Origin of the sequence: Pseudoalteromonas sp. UG3-2 (assembly GCF_037120705.1) — a bacterium.
Lineage (GTDB): Bacteria > Pseudomonadota > Gammaproteobacteria > Enterobacterales > Alteromonadaceae > Pseudoalteromonas.
This window is the reverse complement of record NZ_JAWLJU010000002.1, coordinates 488,444-501,382: the sequence shown is the minus strand read 5'-3', so window position 1 is coordinate 501,382 and position 12,939 is coordinate 488,444. Positions and strand designations below refer to the sequence as shown.

The following is a 12,939-nucleotide window of genomic DNA, read 5'->3' as shown; positions in this document are numbered from 1 at the left end:
ATTGCGCCTTTTATCTTTATGAGTCGTTTTTTGCTAAACGACCATAGGAGATAAGGTCTTGCGTAATTAACGCCGCCTCTTCTAGATAGGGGTCCAGCTCAGAAACAATGTCTGGGGCATCATCGAGATCTTCAACTGGCTCTAAGCCCAGTCGCTTTAAGCGCTCGTTTGCCCGTTTCAACATCAGTGCATCTCTTTCTTCACGTTCTTTAATGCGCTCCGCCTCGACTAAGGAGATGGTCTTATCGTCTTTACGTTCTTTGTACTGTTCAATATCTTGATAAATATAGGCAAACTCAGGTTCGTTTTTAACCCGTTTATTGTGTCTGTCATTAAGATACTTCACCACCGGCGATAAGTTGTCCAAACTGGAATACTTAGCTCTGACAATGCTGTCCCATGGCAGGGCATTGTCTTCTTGGCTTTCGCCCCACTCTTCAGGTTCGATAGCCGATGGCAACAATACGTCTGGGATAACACCTTTGTGCTGTGTACTACCACCGTCAATGCGGTAGAACTTAGCTATGGTATAGGTAACGCTGCCCAATGGGTTGTCAAAAATATCATAATTTTTGCCTAGGCCGCGATGCTGTTGCACGGTGCCTTTACCAAAGGTTTGTTCACCGATGACAACGGCACGACCATAATCTTGCATGGCCGCAGCAAAAATCTCAGAGGCCGAAGCGCTATAGCGGTCGACCAATACCGTTAATGGGCCATCGTAGAAAGTGATACCGTCACGGTCTTTTTGACTTTCGACGCGATTATAGGCGGTATGAATTTGTACCACGGGGCCTTGATCAATAAACAAGCCTGATAATTGCGTGGCTTCATACAAAGAGCCACCGCCATTTTGCCGCAGGTCGATAATAATGCCATCAACTTTGGCTTCTTTAAGCTTGGCAATCTCAGTCTTTACGTCTTGTGACAGATTGTTGTAAAAACTTGGGATTTCAACCACCCCAATTTTACTTTGTAGGTCAGAATAATCGGCTTCAAAGACCTCAGATTTCACGGCACGGTCTTCAAGCTTGACTTTATCACGGACGATTTCAACCACCTTGGGCGTACCGTGGGTATCAGTACCAGATAAATACTGCAGCCTAACTGTGGTGCCTTTGGGGCCTTTGATTAAATCGACCACGTCATCTAAACGCCAACCGATAACATCTACAAACTCTTCGTCGTCTTGAGCAACGCCAATGATTTTATCTTCCGGCTTCAGTTTTTCTGTTTTATCAGCAGGACCACCAGGCACTAAACTACGGATCACAGTGTAATCTTCGTCATAGCTTAATACCGCACCTATGCCTTCTAACTCTAGATCCATGTCCATTTTGAATTGTTCGGCACGACGCGGCGATAAGTAAGAAGTATGCGCCTCGATACTGCGAGCGAAGGCATTCATAATAACTTGAAATGCATCTTCACTGTTGGTTTGCACCAATCGCTTCTGGGCATTTTTATAACGCTTAGTCAGAATTTCTTTGATTTCTGGCCATTCTTTACCGGTAAGCTTTAAGCGTAAAGCATCAGACTTAACCCGTTGTCGCCAATATTCATCAAGCTCAGCCACCGTTGTTGCATAACTGGCGTCTTCTCGATCAAACACAAACTCATCAGGTTGCTCAAAATTCATTTCTTGGTCTAGCAGAGCTACGGCGAAATCATAGCGCTCAAAGCGCCGCTTCATGCTTAAATTGAACAGCTCATAAGCAAAACCCAGTTTGCCAGAGATCAAAGCGTCGTCGAACTGCTTACGATATTGCTCAAACTGAGCAATATCTTTTTGTAATAACAACGCTTTATTGAAGTCAATCGCTTCAACGTAACGATCAAATACCTTTTCAGATAAACTGTCGTTCAAGCTGAAGCGCTTGTAGTGTTGTCGAGTAAATAAGTTTGTCACCCGTTTGCTTGCCGTAGTGTGCTGCACTTCGGGCTTGAGAACAGGCAAGTCCTCAATCGTTACAGTGCTCGTCGAGGCAAAGGCAATGCTCGATACAAAAGCGGCTACGGCGGAAATGAGTGGCAACTTTTTACTCATATACAACTCCTTACTGGATAAATAGGCTGTCTGCTTTGGTTTTTACCTGCATTCCTGTCACTAGCTCAACATGCACTTCATCGTTTTTCACTTCAGTGATGGTGGCATTAACAAGCGCTTGGCCTAACTTAACTTTTACTTTGTTATTTACCTTGACCTGCTCGGCTGGTAAAGGTTCAACTTTGCCGCTGCGCTTTGGTTTTGCTTCAGCAGGCTTATTGTTCATTTTAGGGCGCTTCTGCTCTTGGCGATCTCTGCCATGCGGTTTCTTTTTGTAAGATTTTGTGTCGCCATCACGTGGGTTACGTTGCGGCTTCTTACGTTTTGCCATTTTCGCACGGCTTTCAGCAAGGGCTTTTTCAGCATGCTCAACGTGTTCTTGTTCAACCTTTTCTGCTTGATTGCCATCAAGGTCAACACGGAACTCGTTTTTAGTCACGGCTTCTAAATAACGCCAGTTAGAGGTGTACTTACGAAGCGCTTGGCGCACCTGAGTCTTACTGACTTTTTCAGAGCCTTCGATGCGCTCGGCAATGTCTTTGAAGATACCGACTTTAAGAGGCTTAATGCCATCCTTCTGCTTAAAGCAGTTAGGGAACTCGGTAAATAAGAAGTCCAGGACTTCATTTATGTCTTTTAGCTTGTTTGTGGTTTCCATTTTTGAACCTATTAATTACATCTGCTCATCGAGCGACGAGTTTATATAGTGTGTTACCCAGTCAGTTAGCTCTTCTATATCTGCTTCTAAAAGTGCTAAATCACCGCGAAGATGCTGCCATATGCCTTCTATTAACCTATCAATGGTCTCACAGTCCAAATCTTCAGGAAGTATATTCCAAGCGTGGTGGATGAGTTCATTGAGGCGTTCGGCAACGACCTCTTCTTCGCCTTCCCAATCGCCAACATCAGCGTAGGAAAATAAATAGTCTTGAACTTGCAGCATATCCTTCATTACAGCGTTTCCTCAAACGCGCGCACAAAGGCTTCTAACCCTGCTTTATCTTGTTCATCAAATCTTGCCAGACTAGGGCTATCAATGTCTAGCACAGCAATGACTTTATCGTCTTTAAATACAGGAATGACAATTTCTGAATTTGACGCCGCATCACATGCTATGTGGCCTGCGAAAGCATGCACATCAGCAACAAGTTGGGTACTGGCCTGCGCGGCTGCGGTGCCACAAACGCCCTTACCAAACGGGATGCGAATGCACGCCGGGTTGCCTTGAAATGGGCCAAGTACCAGCTCGTCATCGCTGTCTGTTAGGTAAAACCCCGCCCAGTTGATGTCTTCTAATGAAGTGAATAACAAAGCGCTCAGGTTTGCCATATTGGCAATCATGTTATGTTCACCACTGATAAGACCTTGAGCTTGCTTAACCAGTGAATGATAAAAATCTTGCTTTTGCATTACTATCAAATTCAACAATTGAACTACAAAAGCTAAAGGTACTCTTTCAGCGCGGCAATTAAAACCTTTTCGGCTGAAAAAGTATTAATTATCTGTAAAACTATGAGTGTACGCTCAATATTCAGGCAACTTGAGTATTACCTCGGCGTAAACCAAACAGGAATAGCCCTGCTGCAATCATGGACATCACGGCATTAACAATAAAACCCATGCCTGATTGCGCGGCAAAAACATAACTGAAAATCGCACCACCGAGCAGACCTAAGGTGAGAATGCCACCGTACTGTACCTTGCCACGCTTAAACATGAAGATGTAGCCCGGAACCACAAACAAAGCCATCGCTAAGCCCACAATATAAGCATTCGAAATGGCACTGAGCAATAAGTTAAAAAACACTTCACTGCTGTTTAGGCTAATGCTGTAGTATACCCCAAGCACGCCACCGACGATTAATGGGGCTAAGAGTGAAAACCCGACCCCTTTACCAACACTTTTCATTGCCAATACTCCAACGTTAACTCACACGGTAAACGGTTACCGTTTGTAAAAATGAGTATTGTCTATCTTGGCTTATCTCTGTAGCCGACTTTGGTCTTATACCTCAGCACTACGGTAAGTCGCTAACGTTAGTTTCGCACTTAGCTAAAATCGCCGTAGCAAGTAACCAATACCTTTTGCGCCACAAACAAAAAAGGCCCTCGAATACGAGGGCCTTTAATATGGCGGAGAGATAGGGATTTGAACCCTAGATACGCTATTAACGTATGCCGGTTTTCAAGACCGGTGCTTTCAACCACTCAGCCATCTCTCCAAAACCTGAAACCACGCATGTCTGCATGATTTAAAAATTAGGTGGCGGAGAGATAGGGATTTGAACCCTAGATACGCTATTAACGTATGCCGGTTTTCAAGACCGGTGCTTTCAACCACTCAGCCATCTCTCCGCAGCGGGGCGAATAATAGAGAATCCAATTTCAGTTGTGAAGCTTTTTTTGCAAATTTTTGATCGTTTGCATAAAAAACGACTGATCGGCACAGAATCTAGCCAAGGTTGTCACTGTTTGCTTAAATTACTCGAACCTTTGTCGCGCAAACAGGTCAGAGTAATTAGATTTTTACTATTCAAATTAAATAGCTAAGAGAATATTGATCCACAAATCATTGCCCCAACATATAACTATTGATACTCTAGTTCTAGTTATTTTTGGGAACAGTATGTTCGACTAAGGAGCTTGAATCATGGCATTCAATCATTCATACAATACTGCAAAACCAATGATGTCGACGGTAGAAACGAATAAAGTGTTGAAAAACACTTATTTCCTTCTTGCCATGACATTGGCGTTTAGTGCAGTTACAGCGGCAATTTCAATGACAATGACCCTACCACCTTTCACTGGTATCGTCTGTTCATTGGTTGCTTTCGGTTTATTGTTTGTTATCGGTAAGAAAGCAAACTCATCTTCTGCTATTGGCTTGGTATTTCTGTTTACCGGTCTATTAGGTTTTGGCTTAGGCCCAATGCTGAACTACTACGCGGCAATGCCAAATGGCGCCATGCTTATTGCCCAGGCTTTAGGCACGACTGCGCTGATTTTCTTTGGCTTATCAGCGTATGCCCTAACCACCAAAAAAGACTTCTCATTTATGGGTGGCTTTTTAACGGTTGGCCTAATCGTAGTGATTATCTCTAGCTTAGTGAACTTGTTCATTGGCAGCAGCATCGCATTTATGGCGATTAATGCTGCAGTAGTACTTATTATGTCTGGTTTCATTTTGTATGACACTAGCCGTATCATCAATGGCGGTGAAACCAACTATGTAATGGCTACGGTAAGTTTGTACCTTAGCATTTATAATTTATTCACCAGTATCCTTGCTCTTTTGGGCGCGTCGGATGACTAAGTAATAAATTCTGATAAAATAAGCCCCACATTGGGGCTTTTTTTATGAGTATAGTTTGAGTCAAATCGCTTTATCGGTTCACTTTGGCGTCACAGCGCAATCTAAGTTAACCTTATTAGAACGCTACGTTGAAGCCGCGCTATCTGCAAACCATCAGATCAGTTGTATCTTTCTTTATCAAGATGGCGTTTACCATGCCAGTAATAAAATTGCTCAAGCGGCTGACGAGCTGCAGACACAGGCAATTTGGGCACGTTTTGCCGACTTGGAAATTCCATTATTGTTATGTGTTACTGCCGCAGAAAAACGTGGCCTTGATACCCAAGACACTGCCCCCTTTAAGGTGGCTGGACTGGCTGAGTTCGCCATGCTCTCGGCTGCGGCGGATAAATGGGTGCAATTTAAATGAGTGGTAATGTATTAATTATTTCAAATAAAAGTCCGTTTGATCATGCTGCTATTAAAGAAGCCTTAGACATGGCATTAATTTATGCCGCCATTGATCAAGAAGTGAGCTGGCTTTTTACCCAACACGCCGTATTGGCATTAGACGCTAAGTTGAACCCTAGTATGTTGGGTTTAAAAGACAGCTTCAAGCAGCTTAAAACGCTTGAGATATACGACGTTGAAAATGTCTATGTCTGTGCCGAAGCTCTGGCTCGATTTAACCTCGACAGTGGCAATTTAAGTATTCCTGTCATTGCCTTGGAAAGCGATGCTATTCGCTCTCTTATCGCCAAGCAAGACATGGTGGTGACACTATGAGTACACTTCATATTATCAGCTCTACTGCCGCCGCTCAGGCGTTACAATACTGCGCTAAAGACGACGTTATTGTATTGTGTGATGACGGTTGTTTTACTGAGCAAATCATCGGCCAACAGCCTGCTAAAATCGTGATGTTAGAGACATGCGCACAAGCTCGCGGACTGGATAGCCAAACAACACTCGAACTCATCGACGACAGCCAATGGGTCGAGTTGAGCTGCCACTGTAATAACGTAATAACTTGGTAATGACTACAATGCTAGAACTAAACGGTGAAACCATTGAAACCGACAAACAAGGCTACTTATTAGACTATACCTTATGGTCTAGAGAGTTAGCCCCTATTATTGCCGAGCAAGAAAACATTGAACTCAGTGAAGCCCATTGGGAAGTGATAGAGTTTGTTAGAAACTTTTACTTAGAATACAACACCAGCCCAGCCATACGCATGTTGGTAAAGGCTATGGCAAAGGCATTGGGTGAAGACAAAGGAAACAGCATTTACTTGTACAAGTTGTTTCCGAAAGGGCCGGCAAAACAAGCAACGAAAATCGCTGGCTTACCCAAGCCGGCAAAATGCATTTAACCGTAGCGGGTTACCTTAACCAGTTACTTTAAGACTGATTAAAAGCGATTTTTAACATCGTTTTGGGTAATAAAAAGGCCTCTAAAGAGGCCTTTTTGCTGTTTCATTTGTCACTATTATTTAGTGTATGCTCTTGGCATATCAGAGTCAGTGGTATAACGCTCTCTGAGCTTGTCATGACGTGATTCCGTCGTCACTTCTTCACCTTCAATCCAAATTTTATCAATGCTGGTGCTGTACTCAAACGGATCTGCACTCCACATCACTAGATCAGCACGCTTACCGGCGGCAATTACACCACCATCAATGCCAAATACTTTTGCTGGTGTTGCTGTAATGGCTTTGATTGCACCTTCATAGCTCATGCCGTTTGCAACCGCAATACCCGCATCAAAGCGCAGTTGATAGAGGTTGTGACTGGCATCACCACCAATTGACAAGATGACGTTAACCCCAGCGGCTTCTAACTTTCCTGCATTCTCTAAATGTGCATGCAAAGAGTCAAAGCTTGTAGGTAGGTTAGACACGGCACTGATGATCACAGGAACTTCGGCCGCAGCCAATTCATCGGCAACAACCACAGCATCGTCAGCACCGGCAATAATTAAATCAAGGCCAAATTGCTGCTTTAATTTAATCACTTCTAGAATGTCTGAAGCGCGAGACACCCACACAACAACAGGCATTTCACCAGCTAGAACCGCGCTTAGTACTTGTTCTTCGTTGCTAGGTTTGCTGTCTTTCTCTTTGTCTTCGGCTTTGTCTAGCTTTTGCTGATGCGCAGTGAGTTTATTTACTACGTTATCAAGGGCTTTGGCTCTAGAACCTTTGCTCTTGGCGCCTAACTTAACCACCAACGCAGTGTGCTTATCAGTAACACTACCAAAGTCTCCTGATAGGTCAGCGACAAAACCTAGACCAGCAAATTCACTTTTACCGCCCCAAGGCGTAACTAGATTTTGTGTGATGCCACCTTTGCGAGCATAGGCGATCAGGCTACTACGTGGGTTAAACGCTGAGCTGGTATCGAAATCAACACCCGCGTCATCATCTCCGGCATCACGAGAAGCGGCAACCGCTCCTACTTCCACCAAGCCAAGTTGGTTCATCGTGCCGATAAACCCTGGAGTGATAACTTTGCCACTGCCATCGATGGTTGTATCTGCAGAAACGTTTTCAGGGTTAATGGCTTTTATCTTGCCATCTTCAATAACCACAGTCGCGCCTTCAAGCACGCCCTTATCTGAAGCGGTGTGAATGGTAGCGTTAGTGATCGCAGTGATCTGAGCAAGAGCTGCTGAGCTTGACAACAAAGCGCTGGCAATCATGGTTAGTTTCATGGTTTTCATCTCATCAACTCCTTACTTTTGGCCTAACATAAAATCGCTAACAGCTTGGTATTTTTCGTCATCGCGGTCGTACACTTTACCACCATCAATAAATACCTGCTCAGCCTGTGAATAGACACTGAAAGGATTGCTATTCCAAATCACAACATCTGCCTGTTTACCCTGCTCTAAAGAGCCCGTTTTATCGTCTACGCCCAGTGACTTCGCAGCGTTTGCTGTGATCCACTTAATCGCGTGAGCTTCGTTGATATCAAAGCCAGACTGATTGGCGGTATACATCACTTTAGCAGCCTCGTGATTTAGGCGTTGAATCGTGGTGTCGGAATCCGAGTGCACCACTGCACAAGAGTTTTTCACCGCATCGACAATGGCAACGTTCTCTTGCACCATGTCGTAGGCTTCCATTTTAAAGCCCCACCAATCTGGCCAAAGTGCCGCACAGTTGCCATTTTCGGCTAATAGATCGGCGACTTTATAGGCTTCAATACCATGGTGGAAAGTACCGGCGTGATAACCAAACTCTTTAGATAGGTCAATCATCATTGCCATTTCTTCTGCTTTGTAGCAGTGGTTATGAATGAGGATTTCACCATCTAATACGCCACGCAAGGTATCAAACTTAATATCACGTGATGGTGCATCTGGGTTTAGACCTGCTGCGTACTCGGCTTCATACTGTTCCCAAGCACGTTTGTATTCGGTTGCTTCTGCCCACGCTTCACGGTAACCGGCCATGTTACCCATTCGAGTATAAGGCGCGACACCCTTTGAGCCGTAAACGCGTTTGGGGTTTTCACCACACGCCATTTTCAAACCATAAGGCGCTTCAGGAAATTTCATACCTTGCATGGTGGGTGAAGGAACGTTTTTCAGCGTTACACCACGACCACCAAACAGGTTGGCAGAGCCGGGTAAGATTTGCAGTGTGGTGATCCCGCCTTCGCGCGCTCGATTGAATCCAGGGTCTTGAGGCCATACTGAGTGCTCAACCCATACTTGCGATGTATTTGGGTTCACCATCTCATTACCATCGCTATGCGATTCAACACTTGGACTTGGATAAGCACCTAAGTGAGAGTGCACATCAATAATCCCCGGAGTTACCCATTTACCTTCGGCATCAATGGTGACATCAGCATCAACCGTTAAGTCTTTACCTACTTGTTGGATCTTGCCATCCACCATATACACATCGCCCTGCTCTAGCTTTTCACCGGTGCCGGTTAACACGGTGGCATTGCGGATCAAGGTTGATTTTGCAGGAACTGGGGTGTAGGTGCTAGGGTAAGGATTTTTTTCTATGGACACTTTTTCTTTTGCTGGGCCATTGTCTTGACAACCCAGAAGCGCTGCGGCCACGGCGGCAACGACTATGGAAGGAGCGAATTTTACCATTATTGTCATCTCTATTTGTTTTTCGTGACTTTGTTTGACTCGCCATTACTTTACGTGTTTAACCACTTTGGTGACAAGTAATTACGATGAATGCAGGGTAAGTATAACGAAACTCAGAAAAATTGCTGAAGACACAGACATAGGTAAAAAAGCGTCACGTTTGACACACTTTGACACACCCAGTTGCCTCTGCGTAGAAAATTAGTTAATGGCGAACAATTACTGAAAATAGCATGTTAACGCGCGTTTTTAGGCAAACTTTTTTTCCTTAAACATTGCAAAATCAAGTGAAAAACTACTGCTATATCATTAACCTACATTACCTTCGAAACATTGTAATACTCTTTTACACCTGGCATTGCTTATCTTACAGCTTTATCTCTGGAAGTTGTTAATACTTAAGATGTGTCTTAAAGATAGCCAAGGAGCTAATCATGAAACTGTTAAACATCTTATTTGTATCTTCTATTGCGTTCGTCGGTTCTGTTTCTGCTGCGGATTTTGTTGCCGCGGATAACAGTAGAGCGACCCAAGTGTGCATGTCGGTGGTCAAAGACAATAAAGTACACCTCTTAAACACGCTAAGAGAAACACACTTGAATAAACGGGAAGTTAAAGAAAAGCTGCACTGTAATGATATTCCAGTTGCTAAGTTTGCTGCTCGCTATGGTTTTGCTCAATCAGCTGAATATTTAGGTGTTACTAATACTAAGACCAGTATTCAAGATATTGCTATGTTACCTAGCAGTACTTTGGTGATTTCGGGTTCGAAATAAAGTGATGCTGCAGGGGCTGTTTACCCCTGCACCTTTATGTATTAGATCACGGCGGCAACTAATCCAAACAAGCCTCCGAACACCCCACCCCAGACCACTAACCAACCTAAGTGGGTTTTAATCATCTGTTGCACGATTTCTTTCACCATCTCGGGAGTTAATTCGTCAAGCCTTTCATCAACGGCCGTTTCAATGGTGGTATGAATATCATCTCCAAGTAGGCCGTTACTGATGGCCTCGTTCACGGCATGCTCGAACTGCGGTTGCTCCCCGATTTCAATTAATGCATCACGCATTTTAGCGATAAAAGGTTCGCGTAACGGTTGCACCGCTTCTCGGCCACCAAACATTTGCAGCATAGAGCCAAACTGCGAGGCTTCAATCACCTGTAACAATCGGTCAAAGGCTGGGTTTAAATCAACCTGGTTAGCTATAGGCGCTAAGTCAAACTTAGGTTGTTTGGTGTCTAAAAAGCGCTCAAGCTTCTCTTTGCTAAAGAACTCAGTGAGAATAAGCGTGCGGATAGATTGTTTAAAAGAGGCAAATTTTAACGTAATGATCCCTGAACCATAGAGGAAAGGAACACGCTCAAACAGCATGTGCACAGCAAGCCAGTTCGTCATTGCCCCTGACACTGCAAATAGGCCAATAGATAACACTATGGCATTATCGAGGAAATAACCTAATGCGGTCAGCAACAGCGCGATGCAATTGGTGATGATGTTCTTATTCAATGTGGTTCCTTTTATGCTTTATGTTGGCCAGTATTTTATTTTTTTTGTAAAAACGGCTCAAGTAGTTGTGATATTGAGAATTTCGACCATATTTTAGAGTATGTGAATGAGTTGGAATTAACTTATGTGGAATAAAGTCAACCAACAAATTTCTGAATCCTTGCATACTTCGTTTGAATTCACTGAAAAACAAACCATTAAGAGCTTCGGTTCCAAAAAGCTTTACAAGATAGCCGATAACAACCATCGGTTTTTAGTCAAGGTTGCACCTGTTCAAGCGCTAGAACGCTTTGAGTGTGAATCAGCTAATCGCACTAAGCTCATCCGTGATTCAGACTTTCTCATTGCAGATACTATCACTCTTGGGGCAAGTATTGAGTTTTGCTTTATCGTACTAGAATGGCTTGAGCTTGACCATCGTAATGAAAACTGGACCAACTGCGGAGCCAGTTTGGCCAAAATGCACCAACGTCATGAACAAGAGATGTTTGGCCTCGAGGAAGACAACTACATTCATGAATTGCCACAACCCAATCAATGGCATAAAAAATGGGAAATCTTCTTTGCCGAGGAACGCATCGGCTGGCAGTTGCAGCTGCTTGCGGAAAAAGGCATCGTGTTAACCAACATCGACCGTTTTGTCGAGCAGATCAAACCACTTTTACCACACCATGCCAAACCCTCTTTAGTTCATGGCAACTTCTGGCACGGTAACATTGGCTTTAGTAGTGGCAAGCCAGTGCTGTTTTCACCCGCCTGTTATTACGGCGATCGCGAGGTAGATATTGCGATGGCTTCTTTGTTTGCGCCATTACCACAAGCATTTTATCAAGGCTATAATGAAGTCTATCCGCTCAATGAACATGCTGATGCCAGGCTAGAGCTGTATCAGCTTTATCCACTTTTGGTGCAAGCCAATTTGTTCGCCGGTAAGTACATTAACCAAGCCTCTGAGCAAGTGCAGCGGATCTTAAAATAACTGCCATATTTCTTTCATTTTCGACTACAATTTAAAGGTAGATATCCGGCCAAATAGCTGGGAGGAACAATGAAAGAACTGTATCAACAACGCATTACTTGCCCACACTGCGGGCATCATATTTTTGTTAATTTGGATGCCAGTAGCGGCGATCAGGATTATTATGAAGATTGCTCTGCTTGTTGCAATCCGATCCACCTAAATATGCACTTGGATCATTTACACAACAAAGTAGAGTTACATGTAGATAGCGATGATGAGCAGGTTTTTTAACCTGCCCATTTTTGGCAAAGGCAAATTATGAGTGGTGTTGCAATGTTTGCCTTTTCATGTAGCTTTCAACGGTATTGATAATGGTGTAGGTTTGCTGATCAATTTCAATATTCAGCTTGTCGCCTACTTTAGCATCCCCTAAGTTCGTCAGCTTTAAGGTTTCTGGGATCAAATGCAACCAAAAACTCCCCGGCTCGACCTCGCCCACCGTTAAACTGGCGCCATTAATGGCGATAAAGCCTTTGTACATGATAAATTTTGACCATTGCTCAGGCACACAAATGCGCATTTTCAGATTGCCGGCATGGCGAACAATCTCGGCAATGTCGCCAACGGTTTGAATATGGCCCGAGATGATATGGCCACCAAGCTCAGTACCAAAAGTCATTGAACGTTCGAAATTGACTTGGCTGCCTGCTGATAGTTCACCTAAATTGGTTAACGCTAGGGTTTCATCAATGACATCAAAGCTCACCTGCCCGACCACATCGTTTTCGCTTTGCTCAAAATGAACCACGGTCAAACAACAGCCATTGATGGCAATGCTCGCTCCGAGCGTCAGTTTATCTAAGAACTCGTCAGCCACGGAAATGACCAACCTTAGTAAGTCGTCATGACGATTTGCCGATACCACCGTCGCCTTAGTTTGCACAATTCCAGTAAACATACAGATTCTCTTTTATTACAATGTCGCAATTGTAGCGAATAACCACTAA

17 protein-coding genes and 2 tRNA genes are annotated in these 12,939 nt (G+C 43.9%); 8 read left to right on the top strand and 11 right to left on the bottom strand.

Annotation, left to right across the window (positions count from 1 at the left end):
* Positions 1-16: 16 nt before the first annotated feature.
* The 7 genes from prc to R3P39_RS05595 all read right to left on the bottom strand — a co-directional run bounded on the left by prc (position 17) and on the right by R3P39_RS05595 (position 4,402).
* The gene (prc, locus tag R3P39_RS05625) at positions 17-2,047 is read right to left on the bottom strand and encodes a carboxy terminal-processing peptidase (protein ID WP_336566185.1); all 2,031 of its coding nucleotides are present in this window, start codon (positions 2,045-2,047) and stop codon (positions 17-19) included.
* A 10-nt stretch (positions 2,048-2,057) separates the two neighbouring features.
* Positions 2,058-2,705, bottom strand: coding sequence for an RNA chaperone ProQ (gene proQ / locus R3P39_RS05620; RefSeq protein ID WP_336566184.1), 648 nt, complete (start codon positions 2,703-2,705; stop codon positions 2,058-2,060).
* Positions 2,706-2,720: 15 nt separating this feature from the next.
* Positions 2,721-2,999 (bottom strand): hypothetical protein, encoded by a 279-nt coding sequence (locus R3P39_RS05615; RefSeq protein ID WP_336566183.1) that lies wholly within the window; start codon positions 2,997-2,999, stop codon positions 2,721-2,723.
* Positions 2,999-3,457 carry a GAF domain-containing protein gene (locus tag R3P39_RS05610; protein WP_336566182.1) on the bottom strand — a complete coding sequence of 153 codons (459 nt, stop codon included), beginning with the start codon at positions 3,455-3,457 and terminating at the stop codon, positions 2,999-3,001. Before R3P39_RS05610 ends, R3P39_RS05615 begins: the two co-directional genes overlap by 1 nt.
* A 121-nt stretch (positions 3,458-3,578) precedes the next feature.
* The gene (locus tag R3P39_RS05605; protein ID WP_336566181.1) at positions 3,579-3,956 is read right to left on the bottom strand and encodes a hypothetical protein; all 378 of its coding nucleotides are present in this window, start codon (positions 3,954-3,956) and stop codon (positions 3,579-3,581) included.
* Between the two features lie 222 nt (positions 3,957-4,178).
* Positions 4,179-4,269, bottom strand: a tRNA-Ser gene (locus R3P39_RS05600).
* Between the two features lie 42 nt (positions 4,270-4,311).
* Positions 4,312-4,402: transfer RNA gene (locus tag R3P39_RS05595), tRNA-Ser, on the bottom strand.
* 295 nt (positions 4,403-4,697) lie between these two features.
* Between R3P39_RS05595 and R3P39_RS05590 the strand changes: the two genes are divergently transcribed.
* From R3P39_RS05590 to R3P39_RS05570, 5 genes are read left to right on the top strand one after another with little or no spacing between them, the layout of a single operon-like run.
* On the top strand, positions 4,698-5,363 hold the full coding sequence (locus R3P39_RS05590) for a Bax inhibitor-1/YccA family protein (RefSeq protein WP_336566180.1): 666 nt from the start codon (positions 4,698-4,700) through the stop codon (positions 5,361-5,363).
* A 55-nt stretch (positions 5,364-5,418) separates the two neighbouring features.
* The gene (locus tag R3P39_RS05585) at positions 5,419-5,772 is read left to right on the top strand and encodes a DsrE family protein (protein WP_336566179.1); all 354 of its coding nucleotides are present in this window, start codon (positions 5,419-5,421) and stop codon (positions 5,770-5,772) included.
* On the top strand, positions 5,769-6,128 hold the full coding sequence (gene tusC, locus R3P39_RS05580) for a sulfurtransferase complex subunit TusC (RefSeq protein WP_336566178.1): 360 nt from the start codon (positions 5,769-5,771) through the stop codon (positions 6,126-6,128). The genes R3P39_RS05585 and tusC overlap by 4 nt, the downstream gene beginning before the upstream one ends.
* Positions 6,125-6,379 (top strand): DsrH/TusB family sulfur metabolism protein, encoded by a 255-nt coding sequence (locus tag R3P39_RS05575; RefSeq protein WP_336566177.1) that lies wholly within the window; start codon positions 6,125-6,127, stop codon positions 6,377-6,379. Before tusC ends, R3P39_RS05575 begins: the two co-directional genes overlap by 4 nt.
* An 8-nt stretch (positions 6,380-6,387) precedes the next feature.
* A complete protein-coding gene (locus tag R3P39_RS05570; RefSeq protein ID WP_336566176.1) occupies positions 6,388-6,717 on the top strand; it encodes a TusE/DsrC/DsvC family sulfur relay protein in 330 nt (109 codons plus the stop codon).
* A 116-nt stretch (positions 6,718-6,833) separates the two neighbouring features.
* Here the strand turns inward: R3P39_RS05570 and R3P39_RS05565 are convergent, their stop codons facing one another.
* Together R3P39_RS05565 and R3P39_RS05560 are read right to left on the bottom strand one after the other, a co-directional pair.
* Positions 6,834-8,066, bottom strand: coding sequence for an amidohydrolase family protein (locus R3P39_RS05565; protein WP_336566174.1), 1,233 nt, complete (start codon positions 8,064-8,066; stop codon positions 6,834-6,836).
* Between the two features lie 12 nt (positions 8,067-8,078).
* Entirely contained in the window at positions 8,079-9,461 is a 1,383-nt protein-coding gene (locus tag R3P39_RS05560) for an amidohydrolase (protein WP_336566173.1), read from the bottom strand.
* Between the two features lie 434 nt (positions 9,462-9,895).
* On the opposite strand from R3P39_RS05560, the gene R3P39_RS05555 reads away from it, so the two are divergent.
* The gene (locus R3P39_RS05555) at positions 9,896-10,237 is read left to right on the top strand and encodes a DUF3718 domain-containing protein (protein ID WP_336566172.1); all 342 of its coding nucleotides are present in this window, start codon (positions 9,896-9,898) and stop codon (positions 10,235-10,237) included.
* Positions 10,238-10,278: 41 nt separating this feature from the next.
* On the opposite strand, the gene R3P39_RS05550 is transcribed toward R3P39_RS05555, so the two are convergent.
* Positions 10,279-10,971, bottom strand: coding sequence for a DUF445 domain-containing protein (locus R3P39_RS05550; RefSeq protein ID WP_336566171.1), 693 nt, complete (start codon positions 10,969-10,971; stop codon positions 10,279-10,281).
* Between the two features lie 124 nt (positions 10,972-11,095).
* Between R3P39_RS05550 and R3P39_RS05545 the strand changes: the two genes are divergently transcribed.
* Positions 11,096-11,950 (top strand): fructosamine kinase family protein, encoded by an 855-nt coding sequence (locus tag R3P39_RS05545; RefSeq protein WP_336566169.1) that lies wholly within the window; start codon positions 11,096-11,098, stop codon positions 11,948-11,950.
* A gap of 69 nt (positions 11,951-12,019) precedes the next feature.
* Positions 12,020-12,223, top strand: a complete 204-nt coding sequence (locus R3P39_RS05540; RefSeq protein WP_336566168.1) for a CPXCG motif-containing cysteine-rich protein — start codon at positions 12,020-12,022, stop codon at positions 12,221-12,223.
* Positions 12,224-12,248: 25 nt separating this feature from the next.
* Here R3P39_RS05540 and R3P39_RS05535 read toward each other — a convergent pair whose 3' ends face one another.
* Complete coding sequence (locus R3P39_RS05535) at positions 12,249-12,890, bottom strand: riboflavin synthase subunit alpha (protein ID WP_336566167.1); 642 nt, start codon at positions 12,888-12,890, stop codon at positions 12,249-12,251.
* Positions 12,891-12,939 lie beyond the last annotated feature (49 nt).